The 19,087-nt window shown below is 34.2% G+C and carries 21 protein-coding genes; 11 read left to right on the forward strand and 10 right to left on the reverse strand.

Translation table 11 applies throughout. The annotated features are described in order from the left end of the window. The first annotated feature begins 3 nt into the window (after positions 1-3). From FNJ88_RS12825 to hisIE, 10 genes are all read left to right on the forward strand, one after another. Positions 4-1,791, forward strand: coding sequence for an LTA synthase family protein (locus FNJ88_RS12825; RefSeq protein ID WP_185145832.1), 1,788 nt, complete (start codon positions 4-6; stop codon positions 1,789-1,791). Positions 1,792-1,801: 10 nt separating this feature from the next. Then, the gene (locus tag FNJ88_RS12830; RefSeq protein WP_143853629.1) at positions 1,802-2,905 is read left to right on the forward strand and encodes a glycosyltransferase family 4 protein; all 1,104 of its coding nucleotides are present in this window, start codon (positions 1,802-1,804) and stop codon (positions 2,903-2,905) included. A 224-nt stretch (positions 2,906-3,129) separates the two neighbouring features. Next, the gene (gene hisG / locus FNJ88_RS12835) at positions 3,130-3,987 is read left to right on the forward strand and encodes an ATP phosphoribosyltransferase (RefSeq protein WP_143853630.1); all 858 of its coding nucleotides are present in this window, start codon (positions 3,130-3,132) and stop codon (positions 3,985-3,987) included. Positions 3,988-4,186: 199 nt separating this feature from the next. Further along, a complete protein-coding gene (hisD, locus tag FNJ88_RS12840) occupies positions 4,187-5,482 on the forward strand; it encodes a histidinol dehydrogenase (RefSeq protein WP_143853631.1) in 1,296 nt (431 codons plus the stop codon). Continuing rightward, on the forward strand, positions 5,472-6,500 hold the full coding sequence (gene hisC, locus FNJ88_RS12845; RefSeq protein WP_143853632.1) for a histidinol-phosphate transaminase: 1,029 nt from the start codon (positions 5,472-5,474) through the stop codon (positions 6,498-6,500). The genes hisD and hisC overlap by 11 nt, the downstream gene beginning before the upstream one ends. Beyond that, positions 6,497-7,591, forward strand: a complete 1,095-nt coding sequence (gene hisB, locus FNJ88_RS12850) for a bifunctional histidinol-phosphatase/imidazoleglycerol-phosphate dehydratase HisB (protein WP_143853633.1) — start codon at positions 6,497-6,499, stop codon at positions 7,589-7,591. The genes hisC and hisB overlap by 4 nt, the downstream gene beginning before the upstream one ends. Then, positions 7,588-8,169, forward strand: a complete 582-nt coding sequence (gene hisH, locus FNJ88_RS12855) for an imidazole glycerol phosphate synthase subunit HisH (protein WP_143853634.1) — start codon at positions 7,588-7,590, stop codon at positions 8,167-8,169. The genes hisB and hisH overlap by 4 nt, the downstream gene beginning before the upstream one ends. A 455-nt stretch (positions 8,170-8,624) precedes the next feature. Continuing rightward, positions 8,625-9,338 (forward strand): 1-(5-phosphoribosyl)-5-[(5-phosphoribosylamino)methylideneamino]imidazole-4-carboxamide isomerase, encoded by a 714-nt coding sequence (gene hisA / locus FNJ88_RS12860; protein WP_143853635.1) that lies wholly within the window; start codon positions 8,625-8,627, stop codon positions 9,336-9,338. Continuing rightward, positions 9,338-10,090, forward strand: a complete 753-nt coding sequence (gene hisF, locus FNJ88_RS12865) for an imidazole glycerol phosphate synthase subunit HisF (RefSeq protein WP_143853636.1) — start codon at positions 9,338-9,340, stop codon at positions 10,088-10,090. The genes hisA and hisF overlap by 1 nt, the downstream gene beginning before the upstream one ends. An 83-nt stretch (positions 10,091-10,173) precedes the next feature. Beyond that, positions 10,174-10,764 (forward strand): bifunctional phosphoribosyl-AMP cyclohydrolase/phosphoribosyl-ATP diphosphatase HisIE, encoded by a 591-nt coding sequence (hisIE, locus tag FNJ88_RS12870; protein WP_143853637.1) that lies wholly within the window; start codon positions 10,174-10,176, stop codon positions 10,762-10,764. A gap of 63 nt (positions 10,765-10,827) precedes the next feature. Here the strand turns inward: hisIE and FNJ88_RS12875 are convergent, their stop codons facing one another. The 3 genes from FNJ88_RS12875 to rpmI form a co-directional block, all read right to left on the reverse strand. Further along, entirely contained in the window at positions 10,828-12,018 is a 1,191-nt protein-coding gene (locus FNJ88_RS12875; protein ID WP_143853638.1) for a M28 family peptidase, read from the reverse strand. Positions 12,019-12,101: 83 nt separating this feature from the next. Further along, on the reverse strand, positions 12,102-12,446 hold the full coding sequence (gene rplT / locus FNJ88_RS12880) for a 50S ribosomal protein L20 (protein ID WP_143853639.1): 345 nt from the start codon (positions 12,444-12,446) through the stop codon (positions 12,102-12,104). 117 nt (positions 12,447-12,563) lie between these two features. Continuing rightward, positions 12,564-12,761 (reverse strand): 50S ribosomal protein L35, encoded by a 198-nt coding sequence (gene rpmI, locus FNJ88_RS12885; protein ID WP_027377392.1) that lies wholly within the window; start codon positions 12,759-12,761, stop codon positions 12,564-12,566. 630 nt (positions 12,762-13,391) lie between these two features. Between rpmI and FNJ88_RS12890 the strand changes: the two genes are divergently transcribed. Further along, positions 13,392-13,733, forward strand: a complete 342-nt coding sequence (locus tag FNJ88_RS12890) for a GNAT family N-acetyltransferase (RefSeq protein WP_317132172.1) — start codon at positions 13,392-13,394, stop codon at positions 13,731-13,733. 266 nt (positions 13,734-13,999) lie between these two features. On the opposite strand, the gene infC is transcribed toward FNJ88_RS12890, so the two are convergent. From infC to FNJ88_RS12925, 7 genes are all read right to left on the reverse strand, one after another. Next, complete coding sequence (gene infC / locus FNJ88_RS12895; RefSeq protein ID WP_185145833.1) at positions 14,000-14,506, reverse strand: translation initiation factor IF-3; 507 nt, start codon at positions 14,504-14,506, stop codon at positions 14,000-14,002. Positions 14,507-14,597: 91 nt separating this feature from the next. After that, complete coding sequence (thrS, locus tag FNJ88_RS12900) at positions 14,598-16,517, reverse strand: threonine--tRNA ligase (protein WP_143853641.1); 1,920 nt, start codon at positions 16,515-16,517, stop codon at positions 14,598-14,600. Positions 16,518-16,659: 142 nt separating this feature from the next. Beyond that, positions 16,660-17,019, reverse strand: coding sequence for a hypothetical protein (locus FNJ88_RS12905; RefSeq protein ID WP_143853642.1), 360 nt, complete (start codon positions 17,017-17,019; stop codon positions 16,660-16,662). 126 nt (positions 17,020-17,145) lie between these two features. Beyond that, positions 17,146-17,334, reverse strand: a complete 189-nt coding sequence (locus FNJ88_RS12910; protein ID WP_143853643.1) for a hypothetical protein — start codon at positions 17,332-17,334, stop codon at positions 17,146-17,148. A gap of 10 nt (positions 17,335-17,344) precedes the next feature. After that, on the reverse strand, positions 17,345-17,959 hold the full coding sequence (locus FNJ88_RS12915; protein ID WP_143853644.1) for a DUF4230 domain-containing protein: 615 nt from the start codon (positions 17,957-17,959) through the stop codon (positions 17,345-17,347). 1 nt (position 17,960) lies between these two features. Then, positions 17,961-18,521: a TlpA family protein disulfide reductase gene (locus FNJ88_RS12920; RefSeq protein WP_143853645.1), complete on the reverse strand. Its 561-nt coding sequence runs from the start codon at positions 18,519-18,521 to the stop codon at positions 17,961-17,963. A gap of 14 nt (positions 18,522-18,535) precedes the next feature. After that, positions 18,536-19,000 carry a nucleoside triphosphate pyrophosphohydrolase family protein gene (locus FNJ88_RS12925; RefSeq protein ID WP_143853646.1) on the reverse strand — a complete coding sequence of 155 codons (465 nt, stop codon included), beginning with the start codon at positions 18,998-19,000 and terminating at the stop codon, positions 18,536-18,538. Between the last annotated feature and the right edge of the window lie 87 nt (positions 19,001-19,087).

The following is a 19,087-nucleotide window of genomic DNA, read 5'->3' on the forward strand; positions in this document are numbered from 1 at the left end:
AATATGTCTGATTTAGCGCGGGCATTGATGATGGGTGTTCGTTTTGATATGGTTATCAGCTGCTATATTTTAGCATTACCAACCTTAATTTTCCTCATTTTTTATATTTTTAAAAGGAAAAATCTATTAGTAAACAGAATTCTCTATTTCTATTGCGCAATTCTTTACACCATTGCATTTCTTATAAGTGCAGTGGATATTCCTTATTTTAATCAATTTTTTTCTCGGTTAGATAAAGGAATTTTCCAATGGATCGAAAATCCTGCCTTTATCACCGAAATGATTGCAAAAGACTTTAAGTTATGGGGATTTGTTTTTCCTTTTCTTATATTATTATTTATATTCCAATATTTTTTAAAGAAGATTTTTATTCTAATTAATAAACTTGAAATTTCTAGATTAAATTTTGTGCCAAGAATTATTTTGTCTTTTTTCATACTAGGAATAACCTTTGTAGGAATTAGAGGCAGGATTGAAGCAAAATCACCAATTAGGGTAGGAACGGCGTATTTTTCAGAAAATGCATTTTTGAATAAAATCGGTTTGAACCCGAATTTTACTTTTATTCATAGTTTGCTTCAGAAAAGTGTTACTTGGTCAGATTTAATGGATGACAGAAGAGCTTTTTCTATTGTGCAAGAACAGATGAATATCAAAGTTCAGCATGACAAATTTTCTTTAAAACACCCTATTTCCCTAGCTTCCGAAAATTTGGGAAAACCTAATATTGTATTGGTGTTAATGGAAAGTATGACTGCAGATAATATGAAATACTTTGGTAATACGAAAAATTTAACTCCGGTCTTAGATGATTTAATTACGAAAAGTATATTTTTTGAAAATACTTATTCAGAAGGTATTCACACCTTTAATGGAATTTACGGTACATTAACCTCTTTTCCTGCTCTTTGGAATCAGCATCCAATGAAATCAATTCAAAATTACACAACATTTACCACCCCTTTAAAAAAGGCGGGATACGAAAATGTATTTTTTACAACACATGATTCACAGTTTGATAATATGGAAGGATTTTTATATGCTAATGATTTTCAAAAAGTGTACTCGCAGAAGGATTATCCTTCATCTGAAGTTAAAAGTAATTTGGGTGTATCAGATGATTATCTTTTCCGTTTTGGTATTGAAAAAATTAATGAAATGCAACAAAAAAGGAAGGCTCCATTTTTCACTTCGTTTTTAACTTCTAGTAATCATAGCCCTATTATAATTCCAGATTATTTTAAATCCAATAATCCAAGTCAGGAAGAAAAGGTAATTCAGTACGCAGATTGGTCTATAGGACAGTTTTTAAAAGAAGCAGAAAAACAGAGTTGGTACAAAAATACTATTTTCGTCTTTCTTGCAGATCATGGCTCTGGATACGAAAGAACCTACGAAATGTCTCTTAGCTACAATCATATACCATTGTTTTTTTATGCTCCACATCTCCTTAAGAATACTGGAATTAGAAAAGATTTTGTTAAGCAAATTGATGTTATTCCAAGTATAATGGGACTAACTGATATTTCATATATTAAAAATAATTTGGGGATTAATGTGTGGACGCAGAAGCGCGAATTTGCATACTTTGGTGCAGATGATAAAATAGGCGTAGTAAACCAAGATTATTTCTTAATCTATAGGAAGGATGGTCATGAAGCTTTGTATAATTATCGCACGAAAGATTTGAAGAATTACGTAAAAGAATATCCAGTTTTAGTGCAGAAAATGAAAGAATATGCTTTTTCTAATCTTCAAGTTGCTCATTCCATCAAAAAGAAATTAAAATAGTTAAATTCTTATGAAAATTGCTTTCGATGGTAAACGCTTCTTCAATAATTCTTCGGGTTTAGGAAATTTCTCCCGCGATTTAGTTAGGATCTTGGCCAATTGTTTTCCTGAAAATAATTATATTCTTTTCAATGAAAATAAATCTGAAAAAGGAAAGGATATTGTAGACTTACCCAATGTTTCATTTGTAGAAACTTCAAAAGGAACAATGTCCCGGCAATTTAAAATGGGAAAAGATGCCCAACAAATTAATGCCGATATTTTCCATGGGCTTTCCGGCGAATTACCTTTAAAATGGAACGATAAACCGATTAAGAAAATAGTCACGATTCATGATTTAATATTCATGAGATTTCCGCAATATTATTCTTTTTTCGATCGAAAAATTCACTTTTGGAAGTTCAAAAAAGCTGCAGAACAGGCTGATTTGATTATTGCAATTTCTGAGCAAACAAAACGCGATATTATTCAGTTTCTAAAAGCTCCAGAATGCAAAATAAGGGTGGTTTATCAAGGCTGCCATCATGCTTTTAAAGAAAATCAAAGCGCAGATTTTTTAGCTTCAGTAAAAGAAAAATTTAATTTACCTGGAAGATTTATTCTGAATGTTGGAACGATCGAAAAACGCAAAAATTTATTAAATATCGTGAAAGCGATTACTGGAACAAATATTCCTTTAGTTGTCATTGGTAAAAAAACAAAATACTTTAATAAAGTCAAGAAATATATAACTAAAAATAAATTAGAAAGCCATGTTCACGTTCTGGAAAATGTTTCCATGGAAGAATTGGCAGCAATTTATAAACTCGCGGATATTTTCGTTTATCCGAGCCTTTTTGAAGGTTTTGGAATTCCGGTTATTGAAGCGCTTTTTTCTAAAAGCCCTGTAATTACAAGTAATCTCAGTTGCCTTCCAGAAGCGGGTGGTAAAGATTCTCTTTATATCGATCCGCATAATTTCAAAGACCTAAAAGCCAAAATCTTATTTCTTTGGAACAATGAATCTGAAAGAAAACGCAGAGCAGAAAAAAGTTTAGAATTTGTTCAGAAATTTAATGATAACCAAATTGCTGAAAATTTATATTCTGTTTATCAGGAAGTTATGTTAAAATAAAAAATATTTCTTGCAGGTTAATTTTTTTATTAGATATATTTGCAAAGTTAAAAGAACATGAAAAATACAATCGCTTTATTCCATCATTATCATCTCATCCAAAAGACGAGTTGATTATTTATGGCTATAAGCAAATAAAAATATTTAAAAACCGTCTGAACAGAGACGGTTTTTTTTGTGTTTAACATCAAAGCATTTGTTCAGACCCAACCTCAAAATTGAATATGAACAAATTAAAGATCGCAATACAAAAAAGTGGCAGACTCAGCGAAAAGTCCCTTGAACTTTTAAAAGAATGTGGCATTAAAATTCCAGATTTTAAAAGCAAACTCAAAAACTCAGCAACCAATTTTCCTTTAGAAATTCTTTTCCTTCGCGATGATGATATTCCAAAATATGTAGAACAGGGAATCGTCGATATCGGTATTATTGGGGAAAATGAAGTTTTAGAACAAAACAAGAACGTGGATTTTGTAAGAAAACTCGGTTTTGCCAATTGCAGTCTTTCATTAGCAATTCCGAAAGATCAGGACTATTCAGATCTCAGCTTTTTTCAAGGAAAGAAGATTGCAACTTCCTATCCGACAATCGTTAAAAATTACTTTGAAAAAAATAACATCAGTGCAGAAATTGTTGAGATTTCCGGAAGTGTGGAGATTGCTCCAAGTATCGGATTAGCAGATGCGATCGCTGATTTAGTAAGTTCTGGAAGTACACTTTTACACAATGGTTTGAAAGAAGTTGAAGAAGTTTTAAAGAGTGAGGCTGTTTTGATTTCGAGCAGAAATCTTCCCGATGGTATTTCAATAATTCTTGAATCTTTTCTTTTTAGAATTCAAGCGGTGATCAATTCCAGAGAGAATAAATATATTTTGTTGAACGCTCCAAATGAGTCCATTGAAAAGATCATTAATATTTTACCAGGCATGAAATCCCCAACTGTTTTACCACTCGCTGAAACAGGATGGAGTAGTATTCACTCCGTAGTTCGTGAAAATAAATTCTGGAAAATTATTGATGAGTTGAAAAAGTTTGGAGCAGAGGGAATTCTCGTAATTCCAATTGAAAAAATGGTTTTGTAAAGTAGACCTTAGAGGTTAGAAGTTAGATGTTAGAAATCAGTATAAAACAATGTACAATATAAACGTACTAACAAGAGGTAATAGGCCTTTGCTTAGTCAAACGCCTTTGCGATGGTAATTGATTAACAGAATAATAAAATTCCTTATCGTCCCGATGGCTATCGGGATTGCGTTAAAAATAAGTCTATAAAAAGTAAAAATGAAAAATATATTTAAATATCCAGCACAAAATACGTGGGAAACACTCTTGAAAAGGCCAGCTCTTGAAAAGAAAGATTTAAGAAATACCGTTCAGGATATTTTCTTAAAAGTAAAAGAAGATGGTGATGCTGCTTTGAAGGAGTTTGCGATAAAATTTGATCAGGTAAGCATTGCTCAATTATTAGTTTCGAAAGGAGAAATAGAATTTGCCGTCGCCCAGGTTTCACGAGAATTAAAGGCTGCGATCGATCAGGCGAAAGAAAATATTTTCAAATTTCACGCTGCTCAAAAAGAGCAATCCACTGAAATTGAAACCACTGAAGGAGTTATTTGTTGGCAAGAATCCAGAGCAATTGAAAAAGTAGGATTGTATATTCCGGGTGGAACGGCGCCACTTTTTTCTACCGTTTTAATGTTGGCTGTTCCGGCTCAAATTGCCGGATGCAAAGAAGTAATGCTTTGTACGCCACCACAAAAAGACGGATCAATCAATCCTGCGATTTTGTATACCGCGCAATTGTGTGGAATTACCAAAATTTTTAAAGTCGGCGGCGCTCAGGCAATTGCTGCTTTAACTTTCGGTACTGAAACAATTGCTAAAGTTGATAAGATTTTCGGTCCTGGAAATCAATACGTGACGCAAGCAAAACAATTGGCGATGGAATATAATGTCGCCATCGATCTACCAGCGGGTCCAAGTGAAGTTTTAGTGATCGCTGATGAAGAAGCAAAACAAGAATTTTGCGCGGCAGACTTATTATCACAAGCCGAGCACGGAACGGATTCTCAAGTGATTTTTATTTCAACAGATGAAATTGTTTTTAATGACACTTTAAAGGAAATTGAAAAACAATTACTAGAACTTCCACGTAATGAAATTGCAAAGCTTGCTTTAGAAAACAGTCGTTTTGTTCTGATGAGAACTATTGATGAAGCGCTTGAAATGAGCAATTTCTACGCTCCTGAACATTTAATTTTAGCAGTAGAAAATCCTAGAAATTATATTGGGAAAATTACCAATGCCGGTTCTGTTTTCCTCGGAAATTATACGCCTGAATCAGCCGGCGATTATGCGAGCGGAACGAACCACACTTTGCCAACCAACGGATTTGCAAAAAATTACAGTGGCGTTTCCCTCGACAGTTTTGTGAAAAAAATCACCATTCAGGAAATTTCAAAAACCGGCCTTCTAAATATAGGAAAAATCATCGAATTAATGGCCGCTGCAGAAGGTTTGGATGCTCACAAAAATGCAGTTTCACTTCGCTTAAAATCTTTAGAAAATGGAATTTAATTTAGAACAAACAATCAGACCACATTTGGTGGGAATGAAATCCTATTCAGCGTCGCGACCGAGTGACGACAAAGACCAGTTTATTTTGTTGGATGCCAACGAAAATCCGTTCGGAAATTACAACCGTTATCCCGATGCTGAAAATGTTCAGCTCAAAAGAAAACTGGCGGAGATCAATAAAATAGACGCATCTAATTTATTTTTAGGAAATGGCAGCGACGAGTTGATCGACTTATTGATGCGAATATTTTGTGATCCTGAAAAAGATTCGATCATGGTATTCAATCCGAGTTTTGTGATGTACGAGATTTATGCAAAAATGAATAATGTAGCGGTTGAAAAACTGCAGTTAAATTTAGATTTTCAATTGAATAAAACGGAGTTTGAAGACGCGCTAACAAAAACGAAGGCTAAAATTTTGTTCCTCTGTTCGCCTAATAATCCAACGGGAAATTCCATCGACGATTTAGAATTTTATATTCAAAGCTTTAATAGAATCGTAGTGGTGGATGAAGCGTATATCGAGTTTTCTCCAGAAGAATCAGCTGTTCGTTTATTAAAAAAATATCCGAATTTAATTGTTTTAAAAACCTTATCCAAAGCGTACGGAATGGCAGGATTAAGAATCGGCGTTGGGATTTCTGCACCAGAAATTGCTTCCTTTATTAATCGGTTCAAACCTCCTTATAATATCAGTTCAGAAAGCCAAAGACTGGCTTTACGGCAATTACAAAACGAAAAAGAACAGGCGGAAAATATCCAAATAATTTTATCAGAGAAAGATAAATTGAAGAAAGGTTTGACAGAAAATAAAGAGGTAGTGAAGATCTATCCATCTGACACCAATTTCTTTTTGATCGAATTTAAAGATGCCGAAAAGGTTTATCAAAAATTACTTCAGGCCAACATCTGGACAAGTCTTCGTCATCCGGCTTTAAAAAATTGCCTACGCTTAAGTGTCGGGAAACCTGCCGAGAATTTAAAAGTTTTAAACGTATTATCAGAAATTAAATCATGAAAAAAGTATTATTCATCGACCGCGACGGAACTTTAATTTTAGAACCACCCATAGATTTTCAGGTAGATTCTTTAGAGAAATTAGAATTTTATCCCAAAGTGATTCAGAATTTAGCCAGGATCGTGATCGAACTCGATTATGAATTGGTGATGGTAACCAATCAGGACGGTTTGGGAACCGATTCTTTTCCGGAAGAAGATTTCAGAATTCCACAGGACAAAATGCTGAAAACTTTTGAAAATGAAGGAGTCGTTTTTTCTGATCTTTTAATTGATGACAGTTTTGAATCCGATAATTCGCCGAATAGAAAACCGAGAACGGGTTTACTTCAAAAATATATCCACGGAAATTACGATCTGAAAAATTCTTTTGTTATTGGTGATCGTAAAACAGATGTTGAATTAGCGAAAAATTTAGGATCACAATCTATTTTTATCGGAAAAGAAAATTTGGAAGAAGCCACTTTAACCACACAAAGTTGGGACGAGATCTACCAATATTTAAAGAAAATCCCTAGAAAAGCGAAAGTAAACCGTAAAACAAAAGAAACCGAAATTACGGTTGAATTGAATTTGGATGGAAGCGGGAAATCGAATATCAATACCGGTTTGGCGTTCTTTGATCACATGCTGGAACAAATCTCAAAACACGGAAATTTTGATTTGGAAGTAAATGTTAATGGAGATTTAGAAGTTGATGAACATCACACGATCGAAGATACGGCGTTGGTTTTGGGAACCTGTTTTGAGCAGGCTTTAGGTTCGAAAAAAGGAATAGAAAGATATGCATTTGCTTTGCCTATGGATGATTGTTTGGCGCAGGTCGTTTTGGATTTCGGCGGTAGAAATTGGTTGGTTTGGAATGTTGATTTTAAAAGAGAAAAAATCGGTGATGTGCCGACTGAATTGTTTTACCACTTTTTTAAATCATTCACCGATACCGGAAAATGCAATCTCAATATTCAGTGTGAAGGTGACAATGAACACCACAAGATCGAATCGATTTTCAAAGCTTTTGCCAAGGTGTTGCGCGATGCCGTGAAGCAGGATCAAAACAATTTTTCCATCCCAAGTACCAAAGGAATTTTATGATAGCGATCATTGATTATGGCGCGGGAAATGTAAAATCCGTGGAAAATGCCGTCAGAAGATTAGGATTCGAAACAATCACTACATCAGATTTTGAGGAAATAATAAATGCTGAAAAAGTGATTTTTCCTGGAGTTGGAGAAGCTTCCACGGCGATGAAATATTTAAAGCAGCGAAATTTAGATACTTTGATCCCAACATTGAAACAGCCTTTTTTAGGAATCTGTCTCGGACAGCAATTGTTGTGTGATTTTTCGGAAGAAGGAAATACACAATGTCTTGGAATATTTAATTTGAAGGTAAAAGAATTTCCAGCCACAGATATTGTTCCGCACATGGGTTGGAATAATTTACAAGAAATTAAAGGCGATCTTTTAGACGGAATTTCTGCAGGTGATAATTTCTATTTCGTCCATAGTTATTATTGTGAAGTCGGAGCAAATACGACGTCCGAATGTGATTATATTTTGTCGTTCTCTGCGACTTTGCAAAAAGATAATTTTTACGGTACGCAGTTTCATCCGGAAAAATCTGGAGATGTTGGCTCTAAAATCCTTGAAAATTTTCTAAAACTAAAATAACAAACTTTAACCACAAAAGGCACAAAAGTAAAAGTTGAAATTTGATCTCTTTAAAGTTGAAAAAAGGAATGTGTTTAGACCCATTCTTTGATGGACTTTTGAGTTTCTTTAGAGAGTGAAAATTTTTTTAAAACTATAATAATTTAACCACAAAAGTCACAAAAGTAAAAGTTGAAATTTGATCTCTTTAAAGTTGAAAAAAGGAATGTGTTTAGACCCATTCTTTGATGAACTTTTGAGTTTCTTTAGAGAGTGAAAATTTTTTTAAAATTATAATAATTTAACCACAAAAGTCACAAAAGTAAAAGTTGAAATTTGATCTCTTTAAAGTTGAAAAAAGGAATGTGTTTAGACCCATTCTTTGATGAACTTTTGAGTTTCTTTAAAGAGTAAAAAATCTTTTGTGACTCCTGCCTGTCGGCAGACAGGCTTGTGGTTTTAAAAATAATATAAAAATGAAAATAATCCCAGCCATAGACATCATCGACGGAAAATGCGTGCGACTCTCCAAAGGAGATTATGATACCAAGAAGATCTACCACGAAAATCCTTTGGATATTGCCAAAGAATACGAAGCCCACGGAATCCAATATCTCCATTTGGTGGATCTCGATGGTGCGAAAGCAAAAACCATTAAAAATTTAAAGACTTTAGAAATGCTCGCTTCTCAAACCAATCTAATTATTGATTTTGGAGGTGGAATAAAAACACGCGAAAGTTTAGAAAGTGCTTTCAATGCCGGAGCAAATCAAGTGACGATCGGAAGTATTGCGGTAGAAAACTCGCAATTGTGTGAAGAATGGATCACTGAATTTGGCGCTGAAAAATTAATTTTAGGTGCAGATTGTTTAGACCGAAAAATAAAAACTTCTGGTTGGTTGACCGATTCTGATCTGGATGTTTTGGACTTTATTCAATCTTACCAAAGTAAAGGAATTAAGGAAGTAATTTGCACTGATATTTCCAAAGACGGAATGCTCGAAGGACCTTCTTTTGAATTGTATCAGGAAATTTTGAAACAGTCAGAAATGGCTTTAATTGCAAGTGGCGGAATTTCTTCCGTGCAGGATTTGGAGGATTTAAAAAAGGTCGGCTGTTCCGGAGCGATTATCGGAAAAGCCATTTACGAAGGAAAAATAAGTTTAAAGGAACTTCAAAAATTTGATTAATGTTAAAGAAAAGAATTATTCCGTGTTTGGATATCAAAGACGGAAAAACGGTGAAAGGAATCCAGTTTGAAGATCTAAGGATTGCCGGAGATCCTGTGGAACTTGCCAAGAAATACCTCAAAGACGGAGCTGATGAATTGGTTTTCCTTGATATTACGGCAACTTTAGAAAACAGAAAAACGTTGATCGAGCTCGTTGAAAAACTGAGTTTAGAAATTAATATTCCTTTTACCATCGGTGGCGGAATTTCATCTGTTCAGGATGTAGAAGCTTTATTAAAGGCTGGCGCAGATAAAGTTTCAATTAACTCAGCGGCAGTTCGACGTCCGGAACTGGTTCGTGAAATTGCCCAACAATTCGGAAATCAATGTGTTGTTGTCGCTATCGACACAAAAAATGTCAACGGTGAAGATTACGTTTTCATTAATGGTGGAAAAATTCAAACGGAATTGAAAACTTTAGATTGGGTAAAAACGGTTAATGATTTAGGAGCTGGAGAAATATTACTGACTTCCATGGATTTTGACGGCACGAAAAACGGTTTCGATATCCGGATGTTACAAAATGTTTCCGAGGTTTGCCAACTTCCGATCATCGCTTCTGGTGGTGCGGGGAAAATGGAAGATTTCACTGAAGTTTTTACGGAAACAAAAGTAACCGGAGCTTTGGCTGCGAGTATTTTTCACTTCAATGAAATTAAAATAACGGACTTAAAAGAGAATTTAAAACAAAATAAAATATCCATAAGATGAAATCGCCATTAACAAGTTTACCAATAAACACGAATCAGTTTGATGAGATTGCGTAGAATATTTAAAAGATTAAAAAATTACAGATGAAATTAGATTTTGAAAAAGGAAATGGATTGGTTCCCGTAATTATCCAGGACGACCGCTCACAGCAGGTTTTAATGTTGGGTTACATGAACGAAGAAGCTTTGGAATTAACGCAAAAAGATGGACGTGTTCATTTCTTCAGCCGCACCAAAAACCGAATTTGGCTGAAAGGCGAAACCTCTGAAAATTACCTTTATGTAAAAAGAATTCAACAAGATTGTGATTGTGATGCTTTATTAATTCAGGTAAAACCGGCGGGCAATGTTTGTCACACTGGAACTTTTAGTTGTTTTGAAGAGAAAAAATCAAAAGGATTTTTATATGAACTGGAGGAAACCATTTCGGAACGAATCGATCAGAAAGTAGAGAAGTCTTACACTTACGATCTATATCAAAGAGGCATCAATAAAGTGGCGCAGAAAGTAGGAGAGGAGGCTGTAGAATTAGTCATCGAAGCCAAAGATAACAACGCCGATTTATTCAAAAATGAAGCGGCAGATTTACTCTATCACTTTTTAATCCTGTTGAAAGCAAAATCGTTCCAATTAAATGATATTGAGGCAATTTTAATGAAAAGAAGTGGAAAGTAATGATACCATTCTATAATTAAAAAAGCCTGAACACTGTTCAGGCTTTTTCTATGAATCGATTAGTTATTTTTTAATAATAAATTTCTTGGTAGTGCTCTGGCCATCTTCAACTACAGTCAATAAATAGACTCCAGTTTTTAATTTAGAAGTATTAATAGTCTGCTCATCTTTCGAGTTGATAAGCGTACGGCCGGACATATCTGTTACTGTAGAATTATAACCTTTACCATCAATTCCTATGTTGATAAAGTCATTCGCAGGATTCGGAAAAATACTAACGCGGTCTTTAAGTTCTTTTTTCACATCGGTTGTTCCAAGAACTGTTGTACTTGCTCCCGCAAAATGCTGCAAACCACCAATGGCTCCTTGTGCTACTTTTAAAAGATAAACTGGATCCATATTAACGACAGTATCCCCAGAAGTATGCGGTCTTGCACTTTCTATGGTTTCGTATAAACCAGTAAATATCTCTCCATTCTTATCAAAAGGTATATAATCAGTTCTTTCTCCATAGAATAAAGAAGCGGTAAGCGGAGAATACAGCTCCATACAAGTCTTCAATTGGTTTGAAACTACAACAGATGCTGCATTATTACTAGAAGGATAACCAGGGTACATGCCATTTGGACTGTACGGAGTATCATCGTAGTCCACTGTGATATTTGTATTATTTGCTCCAGCTTTTCCTCCTACTTGATCAATATTAAATACTAATTTTATATCCATTTTTGGGTTGGTAGCATTCACAACATTTGTCACATATGATTGACTACCTAGTAACCCTTGCTCTTCACCTGAGAAATTGATGAATTTAATGGAATATTCGGTTGGTACATTTTTTAAGATTCTCGCTGCTTCTAAAATGATAGAAACACCACTACCATTATCATTTGCGCCAACTCCTCCAACAGTATCGTAATGCCCACATATAATAATAAATGTGTTAGGATAAGTAGTACCCGTTTTGGTTACAATAATATTTTTAGTACTATTTCCATTATAAGTAAAATTTTGTGTTGTAATTTCCGAGGCGGTATATCCAAAACTACTGTATTCGCTTTGCAGCCATGCAGCAGCATTATTATTCGCTGTTGTTCCCGTTTTCTTAATACCGTAACTTGCAAAATTGCTAAGATGAGTATTAATATTAGCTTGAGTGACTAATTGTGCTCTTGTTTTGTACGCTTGTATAAAAGTCTGAGAATATCCTAGAGATGCTATTAATAACATAGGAATTAGTAAAGTACTTTTCATATTATGATTAATTTTTTACAAATATAAAGGAAAATCCTAAACAATGTTTAGGATTTTCAAATTGATAACAAAAAATTTTACATTTATTTTACTTGGTCAACAATCGCTTTGAACGCTTCAGGATGATTCATTGCTAAATCAGCTAAAACTTTTCTGTTCAATTCGATGTTGTTCGTTTTTAGAGCGCCCATAAACTGGGAGTAAGACATTCCATGTTCTCTTGCACCCGCGTTGATACGCATGATCCATAAAGATCTGAAACTTCTCTTTTTCTCTTTTCTACCGCGGTAAGCATATTGCATTGCTTTTTGTACGGCATTTTTTGCTACGGTCCAAACATTTTTTCTTCTACCGAAAAAACCTTTCGCTAGCTTAATTACTTTTTTTCTGCGAGCTCTGGAAGCTACTGCATTTACTGATCTTGGCATAATTAAATTTGTTTTTTTGAAAAGGGCGGTAAATTATTTCATTACACTTTTTTGCACCGTTTCAGGGTTAAATTTTCTGAATTTGTTAATTCTTATAAACCGGTTGATTTATAAAAACTATTTTAAAGCTAATTGACGTAAAACGCTCTTTTTGTCCACTTCTGCAACATAAGAAGTCTGCGTAAGATTTCTCTTTTGCTTCGTTTCTTTTTTGGTCAAGATGTGGCTTTTGAAAGCACCTTTTCTTTTAATCTTCCCCGTTCCGGTAAGCTTAAAACGCTTCTTAGCACCTGATTTAGTTTTTAATTTTGGCATTTTGCTTAATTTTATCTATTTGTTATCAATCTCTTTTTACGTCATGTGTACCCACTTTACAGCATTCTACACATTTTTCAGACTGCAAAAGTACGAAATTTCAATGAATTACAAAAACATATTACCACCGAATATCACTAAAGGTTCACACCTCTTATATTATTGCTCAATTTAGAATTTAGGCGAGCCCTTTTGTCTTTCATTAGTGCGCGATTCCGAATAATCGTGATCGCACAATCATTCACTTCTTTTGGTCGGGCTCTTCGCTCATACTTCTTAAGCCAGGCTTCCCACCATCTATTCTGGGGAAACCGCTGCGATTCCTTACGCGGGAAAGTTTTGGTAAACTGATAATTTGGTTAATGAAATAATCATTAGCAAGGTAACTGATTATTTATTGTAATTTTTCCACTGCGAAAACTCTCGGATTTTGAACCGAAAAAATTAACAATTTTATTTCTGATAATTTTCTTTATTCGATTTCTAACTGAGTTTCGCAGGATCCTACAAAACAGGTCTAATTCTAAAATATTTGTAAGAATGTAATTTTTCGCGTTTTTAAATTATTTTTGTGGAGAGATTAGCAAAAATCTGCTTTATAGAAAATGATTAAATCTACCTTCAAAAACCATGATCCCAAATAAAATAGAAATCATACCTTATTCCAAAGACCTAAAAGAAGCCATCAAAATACTCAATTACGGATGGCTTGAAAAATATTTTAGGGTGGAGCAAAGTGATATTCAGTCGCTCTCCAATCCAAAAGAAGACATCATCGATAAAGGAGGATTTATCTTTTATGCAAAACTCAATGATGAAATCGTTGGCACCGTTTCCCTTTTAAAGAAAACAGAAACCATTTTTGAATTAGGAAAAATGGCCGTCGCTGAAAAAGCTCAAGGTCACAAAATCGGAACACTTTTATTAGAACATTGCTTAGATTTTGTAGAACAAAAACATGTTAAAACTTAATTTTATACTCCAACACACAATTAGAATCTGCTCTTCATCTTTACCGCAAATACGGTTTCTCAGAAATTAAACTGGATCAAGGACTTTACGAAAGAGCAAACATTAAAATGGAGAAACATCTTTTCTAAGAGTTAAGATTATAATTGGTGCCGAATCTTTAATAAATAAATAGGATAACGCGTGAAATTAAATCTCTTATTTACTAAAAAGAAAAAAAGAGACTCCAAAGAATCTCTTTTACATTATACTTTATAAAAATGTAATTTTTATTTAGCAGGTTTTTTAGGGCTCATCATCATAATCATTCTTTTACCTTCTAATTTCGGTAATTGATCAACTTTTCCAACGTGCTCTAATTCCTGTGCTAATTTTAAAAGAAGAATTTCTCCTTGATCTTTAAATATAATAGAACGTCCTTTAAAGAAAACATAAGTCTTTAATTTAGAACCTTCTTCTAAGAATTTTTCGGCGTGTTTCTTTTTGAAATCGTAATCATGCTCATCGGTTTGAGGACCGAATCTGATTTCTTTTACGACAACTTTAACTTGTTTCGCTTTTAACTCTTTCTGTTTTTTCTTTTGCTCATAAAGAAACTTTTTATAATCCAGAATTCTGGAAATAAAAGGTTCTGCTTTATCTGAAATAACCACTAAATCCAATTCTTGATCTTTAGCTATTTCTAGAGCTTTTTCTAGCGGATAAACGCCAGGTTCCACATTATCACCTACCAAACGAACTTCTCTCGCACGGATCTTTTGATTGATCTGGTGCAAATCTTCTTGAACTCGTCTCTGTGGACCTCTACCTCTGTAATGAAATTTTTGTGCTATGGTGTCTTTTTTTAATTGGTTAAATTCTAATTTTCTATATCGTTGCTTCTTTTTTGAAGTAAGTGATAAAGTCCTCTACGCTCATTGCGCCTAAGTCACCTTCACCTCTTCTTCGGACAGAAACTGTTCCTTCAAGTTCTTCATTCTCTCCGACGATAAGCATGAATGGCAGTTTTTTTAATTCCGCATCGCGGATTTTTCTACCAGTCTTCTCACTTCTTTCGTCAATCAGTCCACAAATATCGTGATTTTCCAGCAATTGTGAAACTTTTTTTGCATAATCCGCATATTTTTCACTAATCGGTAAAATGATGAATTGATCCGGAGCCAACCATAATGGGAAATCTCCCGCGGTATTTTCCAACAGAATCGCTATAAACCGCTCCATAGAACCGAACGGCGCCCTATGAATCATTACTGGTCTGTGTTTTTCTCCATCATTTCCGGTGTACCATAGATCAAATCTTTCCGGTAAGTTATAATCAACCTGGATTGTTCCTAACTGCCATTTTCTACCTAATGCATCTTTGACCATGAAATCGAGTTTCGGTCCGTAGAATGCAGCTTCACCGTATTCTACAACATAGTTCAGTCCTTTTTTAATGGCGGCCTGAACGATGGCATCTTCTGCTTTTTTCCAGTTTTCGTCGCTCCCGATATATTTTTCTTTATTGTCAGGATCTCTTAACGAAACCTGAGTTACAAAATCTTCAAAACCTAAAGATTTGAAAACATATAATGTTAAATCAATGACATTTTCGAATTCCGACATTAACTGATCTGGTGTGCAGAAAATATGAGCGTCATCTTGAGTAAATCCACGAACCCTTGTTAATCCATGAAGCTCTCCTGACTGTTCGTAACGGTAAACAGTACCGAATTCTGCAAAACGTTTTGGTAGATCACGGTACGACCATTGACCAACTTTGTAAATTTCACAATGGTGTGGACAGTTCATCGGTTTCAACATAAACTCTTCACCTTCGTTCGGTGTTTTGATGGGTTGAAAACTGTCGGCGCCATATTTATCCCAGTGACCGGAGGTAACATACAATTCTTTAGATCCGATATGTGGCGTCATTACGAATTCGTATCCTGATTTTTTCTGTGCTGCGGAAAGAAATTCTTCTAATTTTTTTCGCAGTGCCGTTCCTTTCGGTAACCACAATGGTAAACCTGCACCCACTTTTTCGGAGAATGCATAAATTCCTAATTCTTTACCTAGTTTTCGGTGATCACGTCTTTTTGCTTCTTCTAAAAGTTCTAAATATTCAGTCAGATCTTTTTGTTTAGGGAAAGAGATCGCATAAACTCTGGTAAGTTGTTTGTTTTTCTCATCACCTCTCCAATAGGCTCCGGCTGCGTTTAATATTTTTACGGCTTTTACAATTCCTGTAGCAGGAAGGTGACCGCCACGGCATAAATCCGTGAAATTATCATGGGTACAGAAAGTAATTTCGCCATCATTTAGATTGGATATTAATTCTGTTTTGTATGGATTGTCGGCATATTCTTTTAAAGCATCGGCTTTAGAGACTGGATAAAGACTGAAGGTTGCATTTTTCTTCGCATTCTCCAACATTTTCTTTTCAATCTTTTCAAAATCTTTTTCAGATAATGTTTCCTCACCGAAATCTACATCATAATAAAAACCTTGTTCGATTGCAGGTCCAATGGTTAATTTTGCTTCTGGATAAAACTCCATTATGGCCTGCGCCAAAAGGTGAGCCGAAGAATGCCAAAAAGCTTTTTTTCCCAAATCATCATTCCAGGTGAGCAACTGAACCGTGGCATCTGTTGTAATCGGCGTGGTGTTTTCCACCTGCGTTCCGTTTACTAAAGCAGAAATAACATTTCTTGCTAAACCTTCACTAATTGATTTTGCGACTTCAAGCGGAGTAACTGATCCTTCAAATTCTTTAATACTTCCATCTGGAAGAGTGATTTTAACCATTTGTAACTAAAAATTTAAGTTGCAAAAATACGAATTTTTCGCCATTTATTTTCATGACTTTAATAAGAAGTTAAATGATTTAGAGATGATCATTGAATAAGAAGTTACTTAAAACCGACTCTTTTGGTTTAAAGTTGATAATCTACTGCTTCTTAGTTGATATTCTATTTCTAAAATTAATATACGGTTTGTTGTTAAAAGTAAGATGTTTAGCTGTAATTTTAATTTTTGAGTCTTTTAATTTCGAACCTAGACCTTCAGTTATCGATGCTTCTAGCCTTTTCAAAATATTAAGAGCTTTGTAGGCACGATTTAGATTGGGCGTATAGACCATTATCACATTTTCATCTAAAAAATGATCTTCAACTAGAGACTCAGGATAAATCTTAGTATTGGCTGTAAATCCAGAAAATTCTTTTATATATCCTGCTATTTTTAACAGTTCACTTGCCACAGTAGCATTTTTTAGTTCAGTGAAAGTTGCGGTAATCTTGTAATTCATGGCGTAAGTCCTTTGATTTCGCAAAATAATATGCTTAGCATATTGAATGCAAATTTCATGACTTTTATATTGATTATTAATAGTTTATTTTTTTTTTTTAACATTTGAATAAAAAAAAGCGAAAAATTAATTTTCGCTTTTTTGATCTGTATTATCCGTTTTTCCATCAGGATGAAGTTTGGAGGTTTCTTTTATTTCTTTCTTCATCTTTTCATCGGAATTTATTTTATCAGTAGAGGCGGGCACATTTGGAAAATCTTGATTTTCTTTTTTGATTTCTGCTTCTTTTGTTTTGTGGTCTTTTGGACTTTCCATTATTTTTTTGTTATAGTTTTGTGACATCGATCTGACCAGTCTGGTCTTCAATAGTGTAATTCAAAGCCTTTGCCAAAACAAAAATTTGATCTAAGTTTTCGGTTAATTGTTTTCTGCCCTCGTTCCTTAGACGATTTTGATTGACCGTTTTGTAAGCATTATCCTTTGCATATTTTGTAACTTTCTTAAAGTCCTGATCACTAAATCGGTTGAAAAATGAATCATCCATTGATTGAATTTCTACACTGGGAATAATCCTAATATCAGCATTCGGCAATTCTCTGATAATTAGTTTTTTGTTTATAGAATCAACCTCCAGTTTCATTTTATTTAAGTCATATGAAACCTGGGCATTGGTTTTTGTAAAAGTTACGATCTCTTTTTCTGATGATGGCAGAAGTGAACTTCCCAACATTTGAGAGGTAATTCTAGTTTTTTGCATGCTGGAAAAATCCTGCTCCATTACAACCATTTTATTCATTTTACGAATTTGATTGGTAATAATATAGTAATCATTTTGAACTTTGTCTTCTGCTTTCTTTGTCAGTTTATTCCAGAGTACAAAAAGCAATATCATCGCAACTGCACCTGTAATAAAAGCAATAATTATTTCCTTCTTTTTCACTTTACTTTAATAGATCTTTAATTGAGGAATTGTCTTTTTTAATAATTTCTAACAGATCTCTTTCAAGATATCCTGTTGAAGGACTTTCAATAATCCTGCCGATTTCTTTACCGTATTTTTGAACGATGATGGTAGGAACTTTTTGGATATTATACGTTCCTTCTTCACCACTTGGTGCTTCTTTTTTACGATTAACTGCAATAATAGTAAGTTTGTTTTCGGGGTAATTTAATTGCTCCAAAATTTTGAATAAACGTGGCACTTCACGATGACTATCTTCACACCAAGTTCCCATCACAATGATTAGCGAATAGGAGTTCAGTTTTTCTTTCTTTAATTCGGCAACGGATTTCTGATCGATTGCATATTCATCGTGCTCTTTCACATACCATTCACTATAAGGTTCTTTTAAAAGTTGATCTTTTGACTGATAGCCAAGCAACATTTTTCCGTCATTTGTAGTATCTACTTCCCGGTTGATGACAATTTTCTGCGAATTGCAAGATTGCAATGCGAAAAAAATAGCCGCCGTGCTGAGTATTATTTTGCAAAAATATTTCATAGGTGTTAATGATATTAATTAATGATAGATTTTAAATCTGCGGGAGAATAATATTTATTTTTTAAAACTTTTTGGTCCGAAGTTCTATGAACATTAATTTTTTCTCCAGCAGGCCGTGCAAAAGCATCTTCGCCTTTTTCTTTATAAAAAGCGATCGTCTCGTCTGCTTCTTGTTGGTTATTACAAGCTTTGGACATATTAGAACGCTGTACTTCATTAAATAGCGCTGGGAATTTTTTCCCTAAACCAAATTCTAAAACCGCCCCGCTCAATACATATTGTAAATCACATAAAGCATCTGCGATTTCCACCAAATCATTGTCCTCGATCGCTTGTTTTAATTCATCTAGTTCTTCCTGTAAAAGCGAAACTCTTAACTCACATCTTTCCTTTGCTGGAATTTGAGGTGTTTCCAAAATTGGTACGTTAAAAGTTTTGTGAAATTCTGCAACTTGATTAAGTGCATCTAATTTTTCCATTAATCTTTAATTTGAAACAAATATAAACAATCAATTTTTTAAAATAAAAACCGCCTCAAAATAAATTGAGACGGTTAAAAAAAAATA

It is taken from the genome of Chryseobacterium sp. SNU WT5 (assembly GCF_007362475.1).
Taxonomy (GTDB): Bacteria; Bacteroidota; Bacteroidia; order Flavobacteriales; family Weeksellaceae; genus Kaistella.